We start from the raw sequence: 17541 nt of genomic DNA, 5'->3' as shown, positions 1-17541 counted from the left end.
TGACGCCCGGAACATATCGGATTCTGAGAGTGGGGAGCTTTTGCTCCCCACTGCTTTGCTGGGAATGACCAGGCTAGTCGTTTGCTTTGGTCGCGGCCTTCTGCATGGCTTTGCGATCTTCCTCAGCCAACTGTTCCGGCTTGATGTTGTAGGTCAGTTTGTCGATCTTGCCGGTGAATCGGAATGGCAGCGTATAGCTATCATCGACCGCGGTGCGGGTATCGAGCCCAACGTCCATGGATTCATCGATCGCCATCATGAATGGAATCGTGTGTTCCATTTTTTGTTGCGACAGCACCCGGCCGTCAACCGAAAGGACACCGCTGCCGCCTTTGCCGAGTCCGGGTCCATCGTATTTGAAGTCGAAGACGATCTTGTGCTTACCCGGACTGAGCGCCTGGCCCAGCCAGTCATCGGCTCCAACGCCGCCCTCCCAGCTGTAACGTTTGAGATTGAGAAGATTGTAGACGAAGACCGGTTTGCCCTTGAGCAGGTAAAGGCCGTAGCCACCGAACCTCCCGCCCATCGTAGCGATCATCCCTTCGGCACCGCCACTGGGCACGGTGATCTCGGCTGTGATCGTGTAGTCCCTGTTCAGGAGGCTGGGAGCATTGGCAATCGGAATGTCAGCGTTCTCACCGACATAGGTGAACTCCGTTCGCCCTGCCGTCCCACTCGGCCGCGGCGTGAGAAGTCGCGGGAGCACCGAGTTATCCAGCGGAAACACCTGGTACCTGCTCGCCTCCGCCGCAAACACCGCCTGCAGTTCCTTGAGCTTCTCGGGATTCTTCGCCGCAAGGTCGTCCGCCTGCGAGAAGTCCTCGGCAAGGTTGTAGAGCTCCCACTTGTACTGCTCGACCGGCGGCAGCGCCTTCGTGCCGACAAGCCACGGCGGCTCGGGTGGTGTGGTCGCGGCGTACCAGCCTTCGTGGTAGATGCCGCGGTTGGCGAACATCTCGAAGTACTGGGTCGTGCGCTTCGACGGTGCGTTGGCATTTGCCTTGTCGAACGTGTACGCCATGCTAACGCCTTCAATGGGCTTCTGCTTGATGCCGTCGACCATGTCGGGCGCCTTGATGCCGGCCGCCTCAAGGATTGTGGGCACGATGTCGATCACGTGATGAAACTGGGGGCGAATGCCTCCGACATCGTTGATGTGGCCGGGCCACGAGATAGCCATACCCTGCCGCGTCCCACCGAAATGCGACGCGATCTGCTTGGTCCACTTGAAGGGCGTGTCGAACGCCCACGCCCACGGCACGGCCATGTGCGGATAGGTCTGGTCCGAACCCCAGGATTCGTAATATCGAAGATACTCGACCTCCGGCAAATCGAGCACGCCATTGGCGACCGTCAGCCAGTTTGGCGTACCCATCATCGAGCCTTCCGAACTCGTGCCGTTGTCGCCGTTGATGTAGATGATCAACGTGTTGTCGAGCTTGCCCATGTCTTCGACGGCCTGGATCACCCGGCCGATCTCATCGTCGACATAGGCGGTATAGGCCGCGAACACGTCGGCCTCGCGAATGACGATCTTTTTCTTCACCTCCGAGAGCGAATCCCACTTCGGCAAGACGTCCGGCCACGGCGTGAGCTGCGTGTTTGCGGGAATCACGCCCAATCGCTTCTGGTTGGCGAAGATCTGGTCTCGCAACTTCTCCCAGCCCTGGTCGAACAGGTGCATCTTGCTGATCTTGTCGATCCATTCCTTGGTTGGCTGGTGCGGGTCATGGGTCGCGCCAGGTACGTAGTAGACGAAGAACGGTTTCTCGGGCGCCGCGGCGTCAAGTTCCTTCATGTAACGGATCGCGTCGTCCGCCATGTCGGTGATCAGGTTGTAGCCCTTCTTCCCGACCCACGGGTAAACGGGGGTGTGGTCGCGGAACAGGTACGGCGTCCACTGGTCGGTCTCGCCACCCATGAAGCCGTAGAAGTACTGGAAGCCCATCCCGCTCGGCCATTGGTCGAACGGACCGGCCGCGCTGTATTGGAAGGACGGCGTGTTGTGGTTCTTGCCGAACCACGATGTGGCATATCCGTTGTCGCTCAGAATCCGGCCGATAGTCGCGTTCTCCGGACCGATGACCGAGTCATAGCCCGGATATCCAGTCGCCAGTTCACTGATCTGGCCGAAGCCGACCGAGTGATGGTTGCGACCGGTGATCAGAGCCGCTCGCGTCGGCGAGCAGAGCGCCGTCGAGTGGAATTGGGTGTAGCGCAGGCCATTCTTGGCGATGCGATCGAGCGTTGGCGTTGGGATCACCCCGCCGAATGTGCTCGGCACGCCATAACCGGAATCGTCGGTCATGATCAGCAGAACGTTCGGCGCACCTTTACGTGGCACGACCGTCGGAGGCCACCACGGCTTCGAGGTCTTCGCATCCTCCGTGATCGTGCCGCCGAATTTCGGCGGTGGCGGTGGAAGCTGGTCGCCCGGAATGGTGATGGTCGCGGCCGGGGAGCCGAGCGGCGGCGTAGTCGGTTGCGCTTGCTGTGCAAACGCGGGGGCGGATATCGCCGACGTCAAAAACAATATGGAAGCAATCGCACGAAAATTCATCGCAGGCCCTCCCCAAGAGGTGCGCGCAACCGCGCAGATGCTTGTGATCCTCTAGGACAGCGCAAGGAGCGACGTTGACGCAGATCAACCCACGCGCGAAGGCCCCTAGGGGCAGATGCGATCGCCTGGCTGTGCTAACCAGCGGGGCACGCTCATCTATTGTATTATTGTATGGACCTGCCGATGTCTCACGCCGGTCAGGCATCTGCAAAGAACCATCAAATATCGAAGAAATATTGAAAGAGCAGGACACGCGCACACGCTCGGCATCGTGCTGCACCGAACAAGTCGAATAACGGACCTTGAGCGAAATCAATGGGGAACATTTTCTGAGTCTCAAACCGTCAAGGGCAAGCTTTCCTGGTCTTCCTGGATCGACAGCGATACGCTATGCTCGCTTACAAGCTCAATCATCCCGTCGTCGGCGCCGCGCTCGCGATCACCTTGATTGCGGTTTCGTTGGTTTCTTGGCAGAAGCTTTCTGCGAAGCATCGGCTTGCGATCAAGAGCGATCGTCTCGAGTAGGGCAATCGTCTTGACCTGGGAGATGGCTGCGCGGAGACAGCGTGGCCCTATGGATGTAGCTGGCAACTGCCTCCTGAAAGACGAGAAACCAAAAGGCACTTTCCCAAGCGGCGACAGGGTTTGTCTTGGTTTCTCTCATGATCACGCGCGAGGCTGTCCTGTCTCTCAGAGCGCCGCGTGAATTTACCTAGGAACAAACAAGCAATTCTTTGCTAAGCGGCGGACCAGCGCGACACTGTGCTTCACTTGCAACATCCGGTTGCAAATTGTTCCCTGTCATCGTGACGGCTATCGCCCGGCGCAGTACGGCCTGTCATACTGTCAGCATCATGCTCGTCACTCACTATGAGCGAGGGTCGTGGTTCGGCAGGAGATTGCCATGAGAATGACGAGGGCGCTTGGCGCTATTGCATTTGCGACCATTGCATCAGTACCGACGATTGTCTCGGCAGATGAGAGCGGCATCAGCTTTTGGATTCCGGGCACATTCGGTAGCCTTGCCGCCACGCCTCAGCAGCCCGGTTGGTCGGCTGCGTCAATTTACTATCATACCTCAGTGTCTGCCGGCAGGGACGTGGCGCGCGCTCGTGAGATCCAGATCGGCCGTATTCCTGCGAATCTGACAGCTACCTTGAACGCAAACGTCAATGCGAACGTCGATCTTGGCCTGCTGAACGCGACCTACGTCTTCGCGACACCGGTTCTCGGTGGTCAGGCGTCTGCAAGCCTGATCGGAATCTACGGCGCAAATACAACCTCGCTCAATGGATTGGTGACGGGCTCGCTTTCAACACCGGGCGGCTCAATTCCGTTCTCGCGCTTTGATTCCGTCAGCGATTCCATCACTGGCTTCGGCGATTTGATCCCCCAATTCGCACTGCGCTGGAACGCGGGCGTCAACAACTACATGACCTACGTGATGGGTGACATCCCTGTCGGCGCTTACCAGTCCACGCGCCTCGCCAATATCGGGATCGGGCATGGGACGATCGATGCGGGCGGCGGCTACACCTATTTCAATCCACAGAGCGGACATGAGCTCTCCGGCGTGCTAGGCTTCACCTACAATTTCACAAATCCTGACACGCAGTATCAAAGCGGCGTCGACATGCACTTCGACTGGGGCGCTTCGCAATTCCTGAGCAAGCAGGTCCAGATCGGGCTGGTGGGCTACGTCTACAAGCAACTTGGCTGCGATAGCGGCTCCGGCGATCGCGTCGGCTGCTTCCGCTCGCAGGTCGCGGGTGTCGGCCCGCAGGTCGGGTTTATCTTCCCGGTTGGTGACATGCAAGGCTACCTCAACTTCAAGGCCTACAAGGAATTTGCCGCGGAAAACCGGCCTGACGGCTGGAACGCCTGGGTGACGTTTGTCATCTCGCCGGCAGCACCAACACCGACCGCGCCACCGAGGCGGATGATCACGAAATAAGGCTTTGATGAGCCGTGGCGGCCCAGCTCCCGCCCCGGCAATCGCCAGCTGACCTGCCCGGCTCTCCCCGGCGAACGCGCTGCGCCACCGCTAGCTACACCACCACCGGTGACACGACCTCGGATCCGGCACGGCTGGTTGTGGATGCACGAGGAGCGGGGACTGATGTGAAGATTGCGCCTGCTGGAGTCGAGCTGTTCGCATGAGAAATTGCCGCAGAACAGTCAACTCTTGCGGGTGTGGCGCTAGTTTGCAGCTTTGTGACTAATAACGACTAATCGTCATCTTTGCGGCATATGGTACCTCCAGCCCACGCAAGGGCGATCATTCGATCAGGGAGGCTATTTTGCATCGCTCTTCTATTCTGGTCCTCGTCGGTATCACTGCAAGCGCGGCGGCGTTTGCTCATGATCACCCCAGTCGGCTTCACGGGACCTATGCGATGACGGGCGCATCGGACTGTATCCAGAACTCGGCGTCGATCGGATTCGATTCGAACTTCTTGCCGAAGGGTCCGGTCGTGTTCTTCGCCACCACCGTCGACGGCGTCATGGTGTTTCGCGCCGACGGCACCGGCACGGTGAACAACCGGTCCTTCACGGTCGACGCCGGCGAAGGGACGACCAGCGATATCTCGTACCAGATCACCTACTCGATTGACCCCGGTGGCAAGCTGTCGGTCAAGGCGGTGCCAGGTACGTACAGCTCCACGACCCTGACCGGACCGAACGCCGGGTTGACGCAAGTCGTCGATGTTCCCGACACCAGCGGATTCATCGGCGAAGCAGCACGGGCCATCGTCCTCGCCCCGCCCGCGCCGACCGTCCTGACGGTCAGTCGTTCCAATGGCACCCAGTTTGCCCGGATCTGCAATGGATCTCTCATCATGACCCGCCTCAGCGACGACGACCGCTGATGTAAGGGCGAGCCATTGTTCGGATCGGGGAGGAAACCATATGCACCGCTTTCTTATTTTGGCCGCCGCTGCGACGGCAAGCACGGCCGCGTCTGCGAATGATCATGCAAGTCTACGCGGAACCTATGCGTTAGCTGGCAAATCGTTGTGCATCCGGAATCCGGCCGCTGTCGGATTCAATTCGAACTTCACGCCAAAGGGCGGCCCGCTGAAGCTCTTTTCCTTCACCGTCGAAGGCGTCATGGTGCTTCGCGCCGATGGCACCGGGATGATGGATGTCCAGGACTTCTCGGTGGACACCGGCGGAGGCGAGACCGGCGTTACCTCATACAAGTTCACCTACACGATCGCCTCCGATGAGAGAGTGTTGCTCAAGGCGGTGCCGGGCACGTACAGCCACACGATCCTGACCGGCCCGATCGCCGGGCTGACGCAAGTCGCCGACGTTGCAGATGCGACTGGGGTGATCAGCGAGGGCGCGCGGACCATCACATTCGCCCAGCCCGCGCCGATCGTCCAATTGGTCAGCCGTCCCGATGGCAACCGGTACGCGCAGATCTGCAATGGATCGCGCATCTATATTCGCATCGGTGATGCCGATCGCTGATCTCGCCAACGGCGGCGCTCTGTGGCCGGCGCCGCCGTCCCGCCCCGAAGCTTGTTTCTCTCGCTCGGGCGGCCTCCTCGTCGCTCCCTTGGGCGCGGCGAGATCGGGGCCGACCTGTCCCCGCCGCCCGCAGCAAGGGATAAGAGGGGATGGTGTCGAAACCGATTGACCGCCCGCACCGTGAAAGGGACCGGATCAAGGTGAAAAACCGTAAGCGTCCGGCAATGGCGTGCCTGATGAAGCTCCTGCTCAAGCCAGCGCGAGCGCCTTGGTAAAGCCTCAATCCGGCCGTCACCAGCTGCTTTGAGATGCCTTCGCGTTGAAGCGCTTTGCCAAGTCTGGGATCACGTGGTGCAAGACATGGACGAAGCGGCCGTTGTAAGGCACGGACCCATCACGAGAATCCGATTCGGATCCGCATCCCTTGCGGGCCGGTCGTTGGGCGAGGTGAGCGTGACGAATCCGAGGACCATCGCAGAGACGAATGCTGCCGCCGTTCGGGCCGATGTCCGCGGCCGATCGGCCCATGATCGAGCCCATGATCGAGCCAATGGCTCGACGCCGCTGCACGGTCGAGGCTGCGTGACCAGCGATCGGCTTCGCGTCGCGCTGGCTGCGGGACTGCTGGGGTTGGGATCGTTGCTGTCGGGCTGCGCCGGCATGAGCGACAGCGTGTCGACCGCCTTCGCGGATCCGGCCAAGTATGAGCTCTATGACTGCAAGCAGCTCGAGGCCGAGCGCAAGGCGCTGGCCGGGCGCGCAGCCGAGCTGCAGGGCCTGATGGCCAAGGCAGAGACCGGAGCCGGCGGCGCGGTGGTGGCCGAGGTCGCCTATCGCAACGACTATATCGCGATCCGTGGCCAGACCCAGTTCGCCGAAGAGGCCTGGCGCCGCAACAAGTGCCAGGAGACCCCGGCGCCGCAGCCGGCTGCTGCGAAATCCGGCAAGCCGGTCAAGCCGGCGCGTCCTGCGCGGCCGATGGCCTCCGGTGCGGGCACGCCGTCGACGCTGCCGCGGGACGGCTCGGTCTACTGAGACCGGGCTGCTTCGCCTACGGCCGCCAGTCGTAGATCCAGCTCTGCCGCGCCGACAGGCGCTGCGGGCCGAGCGCCTTGATGCTGAGGTCGCGGGCCAGCGCCAGCGGTCCGGTCATGTGATAGAGGCGGCCCTGGTTGCGTGCGGTGCGCTGCACCTGGCCGACGCGCGGGCGGCGCAGTCTGGCGTAGCGTTTCAGCGCAGCCGGGATCGCGCCCGGACCGTCCGGGCGCGCCTCGCTCAGGCACTTGGCGAGCACCACCGCGTCCTCGATCGCCATTCCCGCGCCCTGCGCTGCAAAGGGCAGCATGGCGTGCGCGGCGTCGCCCAGCAGCGCGACGCTGCCCTCGGTCCATTCGATGCCTTCGGGGACGCCGAACAGCGCCCATTTGCGCCAGCCGTCGACCGCATTGAGCAGCAGCCGCGCCGTCGCGGGCCAGCGCGGCGGCGCGAACGCCGCCTTCAGCTCGCTCGGATCACCCTCCGTGCTCCAGCCCGGCCGGTTCCAGGTCCCCGGCACCACCGCGACCACGTTGACCTGGCGGCCGGCCGAAATCGGATAGGCGACGAGATGGGCCTCGGGGCCCATCCAGAGCTGCACCCGCGCTGCCGTCAATTCGCGTGGCAATTGCCGGGCGTCGAGCGTGCCACGCCAGGCGATCAGGCCGGAGAACTCGGCGCGGACCTGCGGAAACAGGTGGTGCCGGACCGCCGACCACACGCCGTCGGCGCCGATCAGCGCCAGCGCCACGTCCTGGCGGCGCTCATTGCCGCGGCGATGCACCACGGTCAGACCCTTGGCGTGGGCGGCGACGTCCTCGAACTGGCAGCCGAGCCGCAGTTCGACGTCCGGATGCGCCATCACCTCCGCGGCCAGCGCCGCCTGCAGATCGGCGCGGTGGATCACCCAATAGGGCGCGCCAGCCGCCTGGCTCGCGGCCTCGCCGAGCGGCAGGCGGGCGATCTCGCCGCCGGCCCGCGCGCTCATGATGCTGACGGCGTCGGGCACCACGGCACGCGCGGTCAGCCGCGGCCCCAGGCCGAGATCGAGCAGGATACGGCTGGCGTTGGGCGAGAGCTGCAGGCCAGCGCCGACCTCCTCGAGCCGTTCGGCCTTCTCCAGCACGACGACGCGGAAGCCCTTGGTGGCGAGCGCGAGCGCAGCCGTCAGGCCGCCAATTCCGGCCCCCGCCACATAGACGGTACGCGATGCCACGACACGCCGATCAGGCGACGTCCTTCAGCACGCATTCCGGCGGCCGCGCCTCGCCGGCGGCGAGGTCCGGCGCATAGCGGTACAGCGTCGAGCAGTACGGGCAGATGATCTCTTTGTCGTTGCCGAGATCGAGGAACACGTGCGGATGATCGAACGGCGGATTGGCGCCCACGCACATGAACTCATGCGAGCCGATCTCGATGACGGGGACTCCGGCATCGTTGTTGAAATGCGGGACGATGTTATCGGCCATCGGTATCACCTCGCGTGGCAACGGGAGCGTATGCGGTCAGCACGACGGAGCAGGACGGGACTGAGGTCGCACGGCCGCGCGCGTCGAAAACGGCGCGACCATACTGAGCCTTAAGGCCAATTCCTAGTGCTGGGAACCCGCGTTTGGTGCAACGCACGCCGTTATGTTGTGGCCTGTGGATTCGACACAAACTCAGGGCCGCCGAGAAGCCCTTCTTTCGTCGGGGCCGTTGTGTCAGGCACAAAAATTATTATGTCTCTCCGCATCGTTCCCGCGAAAACGTGAAGGCGGCGTGATCTCGAAGCGAATCAAGCTGGGACTCGGTCTGGCGCTGGCCGGGCTCGCCGTGAGCGCCGCGGTCGGCGCTGCGATATGGCCGCACGCCTATGGGGCCGGAGCCATCGTCGTGGCGCAGGACGATCCGGCGAGGCTGTCGGAGCTTCAGATCGCGTTCGTTCTGCAGAACGATCCGGCGCGGATCATCAGCAATATCGAGGACGCGCTCGCCGCCGGCGATCCAGATCTCGCGGAGAGCTTCGTCGCGCTCGCGCGGGATCAGCAGGTGGTGCTCGACGAGGGGCTGGTGCAGCGCGTGAGCGATGCGGTGGCCGCCGAGAAGGCGCCGGCCAGCGTTGCCAAGCGGTTCGCGACCGGGCTCGTCACCGGCCAGGCCGACGACGTCGCGAGCCTGTCCGGCACGGTAGCCGGCGATCTCTTCGTGTTCGGCGACATCCGCGACGCGGTCCGCGAAGGCAAGCATCTGGTGATGGGCGAGGAGACCGACCGCCTGGTGCTGGGCCTGGCCACGGCCGGTCTTGCCGTCACCGCCGCAACCTATGCCTCGGCCGGCACCGCCGCGCCAGTGCGGGCCGGGCTGACGCTGGTGAAGGATGCGCGAAAGGTTGGCCGGCTCGGCGAGGGGCTCGCCGCCTGGGCGGGACGCTCCGCGCGCGAGGTGGTCGATGCGCCGCTGTTGCAGCAGGCGGTGGCCTCGGGCTCGGTGCTTCGTCCGGGCCAGACCGCGACCGCGATCCGGGCGGCGTTCCGCGCCGAGAAGGCCGGCGCGCTGGTGCGGCTCGCCAAGGATGTCGGCCGCATCACCGAAAAGGCCGGCACGCGCGGCGCACTGGATTCGCTCAAGCTCGCCGAAGGACCGAAGGACATCGCCCGCGCGGCCCGCCTGGCGGAGGCCAAGGGCGGGCAGACGCGGGCGATCCTGAAGCTGCTCGGCCGCGGCGCGCTGCTGCTGACCGCGGGGGCATTCAATCTCGCGCTCTGGCTGTTCGGCGCGCTGATGACGCTGCTCAGCTTCGTCGCATCGCTGAAGGCGATGACCGAGCGGGCCACCCAGGCCTGGCTCGACCGGAGCCGGCGGCGCCGCCTGCGCCGGATGCAGGCCGCGGCCGTCGCTCCCGAACTGGCCGCAACCGCGCCCTGCGGCTAGAGCATGATCCGGAAAAGTGGAAGCCGGTTTTCCGAAAAGATCATGCTCAAACAAAGGGATAAGATCATGATGCGATTCCGTGGAATCGCATCATGATCTAGACTTCGTCCGACCAGCTTCACTCCAGCGTTCCGGGATTCGCGACCGATGCCGAGCTTTCACAACGGCGCCGTTGAAATTGCCTTCATCGACGAGGGGGAGGGCGATCCGATCGTGCTCGTCCATGGCTTTGCCTCGAGCAAGAACGTCAACTGGGTCTATCCGGCCTGGATCTCCGAATTGCGCAAGGATGGCCGCCGGGTGATCGCGCTCGACAACCGCGGCCATGGCGATTCGGCCAAGCTGTACGACCCCACGCTGTATTCGATCGCGGAGATGGCGAGCGACGTCACGGCGCTGATGGATCATCTCGGCCTCGCCAGCGCCGACGTGATGGGCTACTCGCTCGGCGGCCGCATCGCCGCGCATATCGCGCTGACCGCGCCAGAGCGGCTGCGTTCGGCGATCTTCGGCGGCATCGGCATGGCGATGATCGAAGGCGGCGGTCCCGGCGAGAACGTCGCCGCCGCGCTCGAGGCGCCCTCGATCGATAACGTGACCGATCCCGTGGGCCGCACCTTCCGCGCCTTCGCCGACCAGACCCGCTCCGACCGCCTGGCGCTGGCCGCCTGCATGCGCGGCTCGCGCGGCCTGATCTCGCGCGACGACGCCCGCCGTATCGCCGTGCCGGTGCTGGTCGCGGTCGGCACGGCCGACGAGGTGTCGGGCTCGGGTCCGGCGCTCGGCGCGCTCATCCCCGGTGCCGAAGTGCTCGATATCCCCAATCGCGATCACATGCGCGCTGTCGGCGACAAGGTCTACAAGGCCGGGGTGATCGACTTTCTGTCACGGCGCTGAAGCCGTAGCCCGGGCGAGCGCAGCGACCCCGGGGTTCTCCGACACAGCGCGCGAGATCCCGCATGTCGCCGACGCCTTGCGGCGCCGGCTGTCGCTGATGCGGGCTACGGAGGCGTCATGCGGCGGAGCCGTCCACACGCTCGCCGCTGAACCACCTCGTCGCCGCGATCAGCGCGGTGAAGGTGGCGATCCACACCATCCGGGCGCCGTAGCGGTCATGCGGGCCGGAGATGACGCCGCAGATCACGGCATTGCCGAGCAGTGCCAGGGTCACGGTGATGGCGAGCAGGGCCACGTCGTCGCGTCGCCGGCGCCAGATCGCGTGCGCCGCGATCGCCGCCGCCGCCAGCATCGAGGCCAGCGCGACCGGCACGTGCAGCCAGTTGATGACGGCGAAACTGATCTCCCAGTGCTGCTGGTGTGCGGCGCGCATCTTCTTGACCTGCGAGGGGACGTAGCGCTCGATGATGCCATAGGTGTGCGGCAGCCAGCCGTTGGTGCCCTCGCCGGTCGCCACATGCACCAGCTGCTCGGCGGTGGCGACCGCGGCGGCCCTGGCCTGCCACAGCGGGTAGGCCGCGAGCGACCGCTTCACGATGAAGCCCATCTCGTCGTTCATGCCCTCGAAGCGGCCGAGCTTGTTGAACATGCTGTTGCCCCACAGGAAGTCGTCGGCGGTGGGCGGCAGCTCGTTGCGATAGGGGCAGAGCTTCAGCTTCTCGCGGGCGCAATGGTCCTTCAGATATTGCGCCACGATGCCGTCCTGGAGCATGCGGCCGAAGGCGACGCCGGTACCGCCCGGCGTCCACGCGAGCTGGCCGGACAGGGCAAAGTTGGCCGCGAGCAGCATCGCCGCACCCGCGACGATCGTCATGCTGGCCTGGATCAGGCCGGAGAGCGCGATCTGCCGGCGCAGCCAGGGATAGGCGATCCAGCCGGCGCAGCACAGGCCGAACAGCACGCCGAGCGTGGCGCTGTGGGTGGCGGAGGCGAAGGCGACGAAGCCGAACAGCGCGCACTTTTCCAGGACGGTGGTCCGGCGCGCCTGGGTGACCATGATGTAGAGCGCGAGCACCGACAGGCCGGCGAAGATGTCGGTCAGCAGCATGCTGGCGAGCCAGGGCAGGGCGGTGGTCAGGATCAGCAGCAGGCCGATCCAGAGCAGACGCAGCGGTTGGGCCAGTCCCAGCAGGCGCAAGGTGAGCTGCAGGATCCACAGCGTCGCCAGCGCCTGCAGGCCGAGATTGAGCCAGAAGCTCGAGCCCTCGCCCCAATGCAGATAAAGCCCGAACACGGTCGAGCGGCTCGGCACCAGATAGCCTTCGTACCAGCGCGCGAGATAGCCCCCGGTGTCCCACTGCAGCAGCGGGTAGCCGTTCCACAGCGCCGGCGCGACCAGGAAGAGCGGGATGACGATGACGGGGAGCCAGGCCAATCCGGCCTCGGTCGCGCGTTCGTCCAGGATCTGAGTGTTACTGATACCCGTGTCCCCCCGATCAGGAGCACCGTGGCCGAAGTATGGTCAGGGCGATATTCACTAGTAGACGCAGAGCGATGGATGGTAAAGCCGATCCCGTGATCGAACGGGGGGCCGCCGGCCTTCGATCCTCCGGGTGGTTCCTTTTTGCCGCAGCCACCGGTATCCGCCCCACCCGCCCTCCCGCAGGGTGCTCCAGGGGGCGGGAACGGATTGCTTCCCCGGTGATCGTCTTGATTTTGGGTTCCTGCTGCCCACCTTGAGCCGACGCGGTGCCGAATGGCATGGCGGCGCAACCGGGACGTCACCGGCGGGGCGTAACGGAAATGTCTCAATCCCGTGTTCTCTGGGAGGCAGGCTGGCTGGAATGGATCCCCGGCCTCGCGCAGCCCGCTGAGGACATCGTTCCATGCGCCGTGCTATAAGGCCCGCCCACTGAAACTGCGAGAAGCAGCCATGGCTATGCATCAGACCAATCCGCAGCAGGGCAGCAAGCTGGCGACGCTTGATCCGATATGGGATCGGATCCGCCACGAGGCAGAAGAGATCGTGCGTCGCGAGCCCGAGCTTGCGACCTTCATCTATTCAACCGTTCTGCACCACGGCCGTCTCGAGGATTCGGTCGTGCACCGGGTTGCCGATCGTCTCGATCATTCCGCGCTGTCGGGCGACCTGATCCGCCAGACCTTCGACGACGCGCTGCGCGACGAGCCGGACCTCGGCCATGCGTTTCGCGCCGATCTCGTCGCCGTCTACGATCGCGATCCCGCCACCACGCGCTTCATCGATCCGTTGCTCTACTTCAAGGGCTTTCACGCGCTGCAGACGCACCGGCTGGCGCATTGGCTGTACCGCAAGAGCCGCAAGGATTTCGCGTTCTATCTGCAGAGCCGGTCTTCGGCGGTGTTCCAGACCGACATCAATCCGGCGGCGCGCATCGGCCGCGGCATCTTCCTCGATCACGCCACCGGCTTCGTCTGCGGCGAAACGGCCATCATCGAGGACAACGTCTCGATTCTGCACGGCGTGACGCTCGGCGGCACCGGCAAGGAGAACGAGGATCGGCATCCCAAGATTCGTCACGGCGTGCTGATCGGCGCCGGCGCCAAGGTGCTCGGCAACATCGAAGTCGGTCATTGCGCGCGCATTGCCGCCGGCTCAGTCGTCGTGAAGCCGGTGCCGAACAACGTCACCGTCGCAGGCGTGCCGGCGAAGATCGTCGGCGAGGCCGGTTGTGCGGAGCCGTCGCGCACCATGGATCAGATGATCAACGCGATCGGGATCTGAGCCGCGAGCGCGTCGGCGACAGCGAAGTCAAGACCTTCTCATCCAGGGAATTTCGTGCCAACACATCGGCGTCTGTGGATTTGACGATCCGCCGTTTGTCTTGGCGGAATGAATGTGAGATCCACGGCGTCCCTTTCAGGTCGTTCGACATCGCCGGCTCGTCTTGCCTCGATCGATGGGCTGGAATGTCGAACTCATAAGGACACGGACGTTCGCGCTGCAACGTCCGCATCATCTGCAAACCTCGCTGTCGATTGGAGATCACCGTGGACGTTCAGGAAGTCAGGAAGCTCGACGCGTATCTGAAGCGCGTGTTCGGCAATCCCAAGATCCGTGTGGTGCCGCGGCCGAAGAAGGAAGACTCCGCCGAGGTCTATATCGGCGAAGAGTTCATCGGCGTGCTGTTCGTCGACGACGAGGACGACGACCGCTCGTTCCAGTTCCAGATGGCGATCCTGGAAGACGATCTGGTCGAGTAGTTGCCGGATGCAGCGGCCCGCATGAGCGCGAAGCGCATGCGGGGACGCTTGCGAAGATGGCGGCGTTGCCAGAACGAATCGTGGTGCAGGCGCGCCCAGGGGCGCGCTCGCGCGGGTTGAGAGAGCAGCTCCCGCAGACCGGCTCCAGCGTGCTTACGCACACGCTGTCAGCACGCAATCCGTCCGCGGATGAGCCCGGCTTCCATCCACGCCGTCATTCCGGGGCGCGCGAAGCGCGAGCCCGGAATCCATAGCCCCAGGACGGCGTGAGACGCGCGATGGTCGTGGCGCATGTGGTCGCCCCAACATCCGCTCGTGAGTATGGATTCCGGGCTCACGCTTCGCGTGCCCCGGAATGACGATCGGAGAGAGTTTGGCAGCTCTCACATTCGACGTCCGTGCGCGGGCTGCGCTCATCCGGGCCACGATTTCAACGATTGCCTACGACCTACTTCACCGCGTGCATCTGCGCAGTCAGCCGCTCCATCGCGCTCGCCACGTCCTGCCATTGCGACAGCCAGCTGCGGGGGTAGCGAAACACGAGATCCGCGCCCTCGACGCGGCGCTCGCTGAGGCACATGCCCGGCGTGGCGGCATCACGCGTGCAGCGGGCGACCAGCAAAGGCTGCTCGGCCGTGAACAGATCCTCCATGTCGTACGCTGTGCCCGCGCGGAAGCTTCGCATGCTCAATCCGTCCTGCACCGGCACGGCCGTCGGATTGAGATAGCGCGGATAGATCGTCTTCAGTCGCGTCTCGGGCGACATCGCGTCGTGATGCGCCGATATCGAGACGAAGATGCGATCGATCGGGTGCGGCGCCTGATCGATCTGGTCGGCGCTGACGTGATGCGGCGCCTCGGGCGGCGTGAGCGAGGGATATTCGAAGCCGAGATCGACGCGCTCCTGCGGCCCCGTATGGCGCTGGATCTTCACCCGGATGGCGGCCGTCGGCACGTTGAACACGGTGCCGCCGATGCTGACCGGCAGGCGCTCGGGTCCCTTGAAGGTGCCGGCGCGCCAGGTCGGCCAGAGCAGGTAGGCGACCAGCGCGATTGCCGCCGCCGCCAGCACGCAGCCCAGGATGATCGGCACGGCATGGCCATGTCCGTTCGAAGGGCGGGCACTGCGGACCGAAAACATCGTCATGGCGGGCAGGGGATCTCAAGGACCGAATCAGCGCCGACTATGCCATGGCGATGCGGCATTCTGCAGAAACTTACCTGCAGGGAGACGCGCACCGGCCGCGGCCGCCATTAACCCTTCCTTAAGGATAATGTGGCGGGCGCGGTCGCTTTTTGCCAAACCAGCATCGGTCAGTTCTGCAAGCGTGTGAGTGCGTACGATGTCGGCAGAGGCGTTCAATTCCCTGTTCTCGCTCCTCATCGGTTTCGCCTTGGCCGGCGCCTTGGCGAGCGGCTACCAGGCCTATGCCGAACGTCCGCCGGGATTCGAGCTGCTGCAGGAGGGCGTCACGCCCCGGCGGTTCGCCGCGGTGCCATTCCTGGTGTTCGCCGCGCCCTTCATCATCATGCGCAACACGCTGCGCGGCGCCCGCATCGAGCGCCGTCGCTTCGAGTTCGTGATGCTGGCGACCGTGATCGCCGGCTTCTGGAGCATGATGTGCGGCACCTTCGTGGTCATGACGCTGCGCGCCGCGGGCGTGCTGGCCTAGTTCCCGCGCCGGGCGCCGCAGCGGCGCTTGCTTGAAATCGCTCTGGGGGCTGTGCCAAGGTCGCCTGCGAACGGGAGACCTCGATGGCCATCTACGAACTCGACGGGCAGGCGCCCGAGCTGCCGGCGGACGGCAACTACTACATCGCCGACAATGCCACCGTGATCGGCCGGGTGAAGCTCGCCAAGGAGGTCACGGTCTGGTTCGGCGCGGTGATCCGCGGCGACAATGACTGGATCGAGATCGGCGAGAGCTCCAACATCCAGGACAACGCCACCTGTCACGTCGATCCTGGCTTCCCGCTGCGCGTCGGCCGCAACGTCACCGTCGGCCATAACGTGATCCTGCACGGCTGCACGGTCGAGGATGATGCCCTGATCGGCATGGGCTCGATCATCATGAATGGCGCGCATATCCGCCGTGGCAGCGTCGTTGGCGCCGGCGCCATCATCACCGAGGGCAAGGATTTTCCGGAATACTCGCTGATCATCGGCGCGCCCGCGCGTGTCGTGCGCACGCTGGAGCCGGCGCAGGTCGAGCGCATGGGCATCGCGGCCAAGGCCTATGTCGCCAAGGGACCGCGCTACACCAAGGGTCTGAAGAAGATCGGCTGACGTCACGGCCGATGGAGTCGGAGATTCTTCACGTCCCTTCGGACTCGCCTGCCTCCACTGCGCTGGCGACACGTTCGTGGCCGCTCGCCCACAGCGCATGCTGTTCGCTGCCGTCCTGATAGGGATTGGCCTCGGCCGGAATGTTCGCGCGCGCGGCGCGCTCGCCCTGTTCGAACGGATCGGGGTCGGTGCTCATGCTGACGTCCTGCTCCTCTGCTTCGGCTTGTGCTTCGACTGGTTTCTGGACTTGTCGTCGGGCTCGTTCTTGCGTTTGCGCGCAGGCTTGCCTGCGCCATCGCCATCCTCCGCAGCGCTCTTGCGCAGCGCGTCCTTCAGATCCGCCGGCACGCCGTGCTTTTCCAACAGGTCCATGAACGCCTCGTCGGCGAGGTCCTGCAGACTCAGCATCTGATCGCGGCCGAGCTGCTTGAGCTTGTCGAACGTGTCCTCGTCGAAGGCGATCAGCTTGCGCACGGCTCCTTGCTCTCCTCGCCCCATCAATCCTCTCCGATCAACATTCGTTCCGGAACGCGGTCCGTCCGGCTGGGTTGAAGTGTAAAGGGAGACGGTCCCATGGCCAGGTTTTCATTGGGCACCTTGATCGTGATTGCAGGCCTCGGCACGGCCACTGCGGTGTTCGCGCAAGGCGGTGGCGGCGGTGCGGGAGGCGCTGGCGGTGGAGCGAGCGCGGGTGGCGCGGCGAGCGCGGGAGCCGCCGGCATCGGCACGACCGGTACCGCTGCAGGATCAGGGAACGTCGCCGGTCTCGGCAACGCGCAGAACGAAGCCGGAAGCGGCAGCAATCCCTCGCGGCTGTCGCAACCGGGGGCGGCAGCTGCAAACGGGACTAACAGCCTCGGCACAGCGCAGTCGTCCGGCTCGGGCGCAAGCCGGGTGGGGTCGAGCAATTCCGGCGTCACGACCGGCGTGGGTCGTGGAGCGGGAGGCACCGCGGCGACGGGACCGAACCGCGCCAGTGATACCGATGAGCAGGTTCAGCAGGAGAACAAGACGGCCGACCGGAAGGTGAAGAGCATCTGCCGCGGTTGCTGAATATTGCCCGCGGCTCCGGACGTCACGTAACGACATCGAGATCGCGCAGATGTGAGCGGGGTTGCCCGCGCGCCGT

Annotated in this window: 18 protein-coding genes; 11 read left to right on the top strand and 7 right to left on the bottom strand. The window is 64.6% G+C overall.

Annotation, left to right across the window (positions count from 1 at the left end; all coding sequences use genetic code 11):
- Positions 1–73 precede the first annotated feature (73 nt).
- Positions 74–2560, bottom strand: coding sequence for an arylsulfatase (locus ACQR13_RS08575; RefSeq protein ID WP_316194605.1), 2487 nt, complete (start codon positions 2558–2560; stop codon positions 74–76).
- A gap of 910 nt (positions 2561–3470) precedes the next feature.
- Here ACQR13_RS08575 and ACQR13_RS08570 point away from each other — a divergent pair.
- The 4 genes from ACQR13_RS08570 (at position 3471) to ACQR13_RS08555 (ending at position 7072) form a co-directional block, all read left to right on the top strand.
- The gene (locus ACQR13_RS08570) at positions 3471–4514 is read left to right on the top strand and encodes a SphA family protein (RefSeq protein ID WP_315714978.1); all 1044 of its coding nucleotides are present in this window, start codon (positions 3471–3473) and stop codon (positions 4512–4514) included.
- 442 nt (positions 4515–4956) lie between these two features.
- Entirely contained in the window at positions 4957–5430 is a 474-nt protein-coding gene (locus ACQR13_RS08565) for a hypothetical protein (RefSeq protein ID WP_434862736.1), read from the top strand.
- A gap of 40 nt (positions 5431–5470) precedes the next feature.
- Entirely contained in the window at positions 5471–6037 is a 567-nt protein-coding gene (locus tag ACQR13_RS08560; protein ID WP_434862735.1) for a hypothetical protein, read from the top strand.
- Between the two features lie 660 nt (positions 6038–6697).
- On the top strand, positions 6698–7072 hold the full coding sequence (locus ACQR13_RS08555; RefSeq protein ID WP_409999229.1) for a hypothetical protein: 375 nt from the start codon (positions 6698–6700) through the stop codon (positions 7070–7072).
- Positions 7073–7088: 16 nt separating this feature from the next.
- Here the strand turns inward: ACQR13_RS08555 and ACQR13_RS08550 are convergent, their stop codons facing one another.
- Positions 7089–8288, bottom strand: coding sequence for an FAD-dependent monooxygenase (locus ACQR13_RS08550; RefSeq protein ID WP_434862734.1), 1200 nt, complete (start codon positions 8286–8288; stop codon positions 7089–7091).
- A 10-nt stretch (positions 8289–8298) separates the two neighbouring features.
- Positions 8299–8541, bottom strand: coding sequence for a zinc-finger domain-containing protein (locus ACQR13_RS08545; protein WP_315714692.1), 243 nt, complete (start codon positions 8539–8541; stop codon positions 8299–8301).
- 292 nt (positions 8542–8833) lie between these two features.
- Here ACQR13_RS08545 and ACQR13_RS08540 point away from each other — a divergent pair, with 292 nt between their 5' ends.
- Positions 8834–9985 (top strand): hypothetical protein, encoded by a 1152-nt coding sequence (locus tag ACQR13_RS08540; RefSeq protein ID WP_410052322.1) that lies wholly within the window; start codon positions 8834–8836, stop codon positions 9983–9985.
- 147 nt (positions 9986–10132) lie between these two features.
- On the top strand, positions 10133–10882 hold the full coding sequence (locus ACQR13_RS08535) for an alpha/beta fold hydrolase (RefSeq protein WP_315714691.1): 750 nt from the start codon (positions 10133–10135) through the stop codon (positions 10880–10882).
- A 115-nt stretch (positions 10883–10997) separates the two neighbouring features.
- Here the strand turns inward: ACQR13_RS08535 and ACQR13_RS08530 are convergent, their stop codons facing one another.
- Entirely contained in the window at positions 10998–12317 is a 1320-nt protein-coding gene (locus ACQR13_RS08530) for a hypothetical protein (RefSeq protein WP_316192750.1), read from the bottom strand.
- Positions 12318–12815: 498 nt separating this feature from the next.
- Between ACQR13_RS08530 and cysE the strand changes: the two genes are divergently transcribed.
- Positions 12816–13646 carry a serine O-acetyltransferase gene (gene cysE, locus ACQR13_RS08525; protein WP_315714689.1) on the top strand — a complete coding sequence of 277 codons (831 nt, stop codon included), beginning with the start codon at positions 12816–12818 and terminating at the stop codon, positions 13644–13646.
- Positions 13647–13912: 266 nt separating this feature from the next.
- Entirely contained in the window at positions 13913–14125 is a 213-nt protein-coding gene (locus tag ACQR13_RS08520; protein WP_006611186.1) for a DUF3126 family protein, read from the top strand.
- 448 nt (positions 14126–14573) lie between these two features.
- Here ACQR13_RS08520 and ACQR13_RS08515 read toward each other — a convergent pair whose 3' ends face one another.
- Complete coding sequence (locus tag ACQR13_RS08515; RefSeq protein ID WP_316192749.1) at positions 14574–15272, bottom strand: hypothetical protein; 699 nt, start codon at positions 15270–15272, stop codon at positions 14574–14576.
- A gap of 196 nt (positions 15273–15468) precedes the next feature.
- Here ACQR13_RS08515 and ACQR13_RS08510 point away from each other — a divergent pair, with 196 nt between their 5' ends.
- Together ACQR13_RS08510 and ACQR13_RS08505 are read left to right on the top strand one after the other, a co-directional pair.
- Positions 15469–15798, top strand: coding sequence for a DUF6949 family protein (locus tag ACQR13_RS08510; RefSeq protein ID WP_009027540.1), 330 nt, complete (start codon positions 15469–15471; stop codon positions 15796–15798).
- An 83-nt stretch (positions 15799–15881) separates the two neighbouring features.
- A complete protein-coding gene (locus tag ACQR13_RS08505; RefSeq protein WP_316170253.1) occupies positions 15882–16412 on the top strand; it encodes a gamma carbonic anhydrase family protein in 531 nt (176 codons plus the stop codon).
- A gap of 28 nt (positions 16413–16440) precedes the next feature.
- Here ACQR13_RS08505 and ACQR13_RS08500 read toward each other — a convergent pair whose 3' ends face one another.
- Together ACQR13_RS08500 and ACQR13_RS08495 are read right to left on the bottom strand one after the other, a co-directional pair.
- The gene (locus tag ACQR13_RS08500) at positions 16441–16608 is read right to left on the bottom strand and encodes a ribosome modulation factor (protein ID WP_316164487.1); all 168 of its coding nucleotides are present in this window, start codon (positions 16606–16608) and stop codon (positions 16441–16443) included.
- Positions 16605–16910: a hypothetical protein gene (locus ACQR13_RS08495; RefSeq protein WP_315749454.1), complete on the bottom strand. Its 306-nt coding sequence runs from the start codon at positions 16908–16910 to the stop codon at positions 16605–16607. The genes ACQR13_RS08500 and ACQR13_RS08495 overlap by 4 nt, the downstream gene beginning before the upstream one ends.
- A gap of 75 nt (positions 16911–16985) precedes the next feature.
- Here ACQR13_RS08495 and ACQR13_RS08490 point away from each other — a divergent pair, with 75 nt between their 5' ends.
- Positions 16986–17465: a hypothetical protein gene (locus tag ACQR13_RS08490; protein ID WP_316175593.1), complete on the top strand. Its 480-nt coding sequence runs from the start codon at positions 16986–16988 to the stop codon at positions 17463–17465.
- Positions 17466–17541 lie beyond the last annotated feature (76 nt).

Source organism: Bradyrhizobium sp. HKCCYLRH3059 (assembly GCF_051168035.1).
In the GTDB taxonomy this organism is placed as follows: Bacteria; Pseudomonadota; Alphaproteobacteria; order Rhizobiales; family Xanthobacteraceae; genus Bradyrhizobium.
Note: the sequence above shows the minus strand (reverse complement) of the source record. Positions and strands in the feature narration are given on the sequence as shown.

What these genes read in the sequence shown, in the direction of transcription:
- ACQR13_RS08575 (WP_316194605.1), bottom strand. Translation starts at nt 2,560, where the DNA reads ATGAATTTTCGTGCGATTGCTTCCATATTGTTTTTGACGTCGGCGATA.
- ACQR13_RS08570 (WP_315714978.1), top strand. Translation starts at nt 3,471, where the DNA reads ATGACGAGGGCGCTTGGCGCTATTGCATTTGCGACCATTGCATCAGTA.
- ACQR13_RS08565 (WP_434862736.1), top strand. Translation starts at nt 4,957, where the DNA reads ATGACGGGCGCATCGGACTGTATCCAGAACTCGGCGTCGATCGGATTC.
- ACQR13_RS08560 (WP_434862735.1), top strand. Translation starts at nt 5,471, where the DNA reads ATGCACCGCTTTCTTATTTTGGCCGCCGCTGCGACGGCAAGCACGGCC.
- ACQR13_RS08555 (WP_409999229.1), top strand. Translation starts at nt 6,698, where the DNA reads ATGAGCGACAGCGTGTCGACCGCCTTCGCGGATCCGGCCAAGTATGAG.
- ACQR13_RS08545 (WP_315714692.1), bottom strand. Translation starts at nt 8,541, where the DNA reads ATGGCCGATAACATCGTCCCGCATTTCAACAACGATGCCGGAGTCCCC.
- ACQR13_RS08535 (WP_315714691.1), top strand. Translation starts at nt 10,133, where the DNA reads ATGCCGAGCTTTCACAACGGCGCCGTTGAAATTGCCTTCATCGACGAG.
- cysE (WP_315714689.1), top strand. Translation starts at nt 12,816, where the DNA reads ATGGCTATGCATCAGACCAATCCGCAGCAGGGCAGCAAGCTGGCGACG.
- ACQR13_RS08515 (WP_316192749.1), bottom strand. Translation starts at nt 15,272, where the DNA reads ATGACGATGTTTTCGGTCCGCAGTGCCCGCCCTTCGAACGGACATGGC.
- ACQR13_RS08510 (WP_009027540.1), top strand. Translation starts at nt 15,469, where the DNA reads ATGTCGGCAGAGGCGTTCAATTCCCTGTTCTCGCTCCTCATCGGTTTC.
- ACQR13_RS08505 (WP_316170253.1), top strand. Translation starts at nt 15,882, where the DNA reads ATGGCCATCTACGAACTCGACGGGCAGGCGCCCGAGCTGCCGGCGGAC.
- ACQR13_RS08500 (WP_316164487.1), bottom strand. Translation starts at nt 16,608, where the DNA reads ATGAGCACCGACCCCGATCCGTTCGAACAGGGCGAGCGCGCCGCGCGC.
- ACQR13_RS08495 (WP_315749454.1), bottom strand. Translation starts at nt 16,910, where the DNA reads ATGGGGCGAGGAGAGCAAGGAGCCGTGCGCAAGCTGATCGCCTTCGAC.
- ACQR13_RS08490 (WP_316175593.1), top strand. Translation starts at nt 16,986, where the DNA reads ATGGCCAGGTTTTCATTGGGCACCTTGATCGTGATTGCAGGCCTCGGC.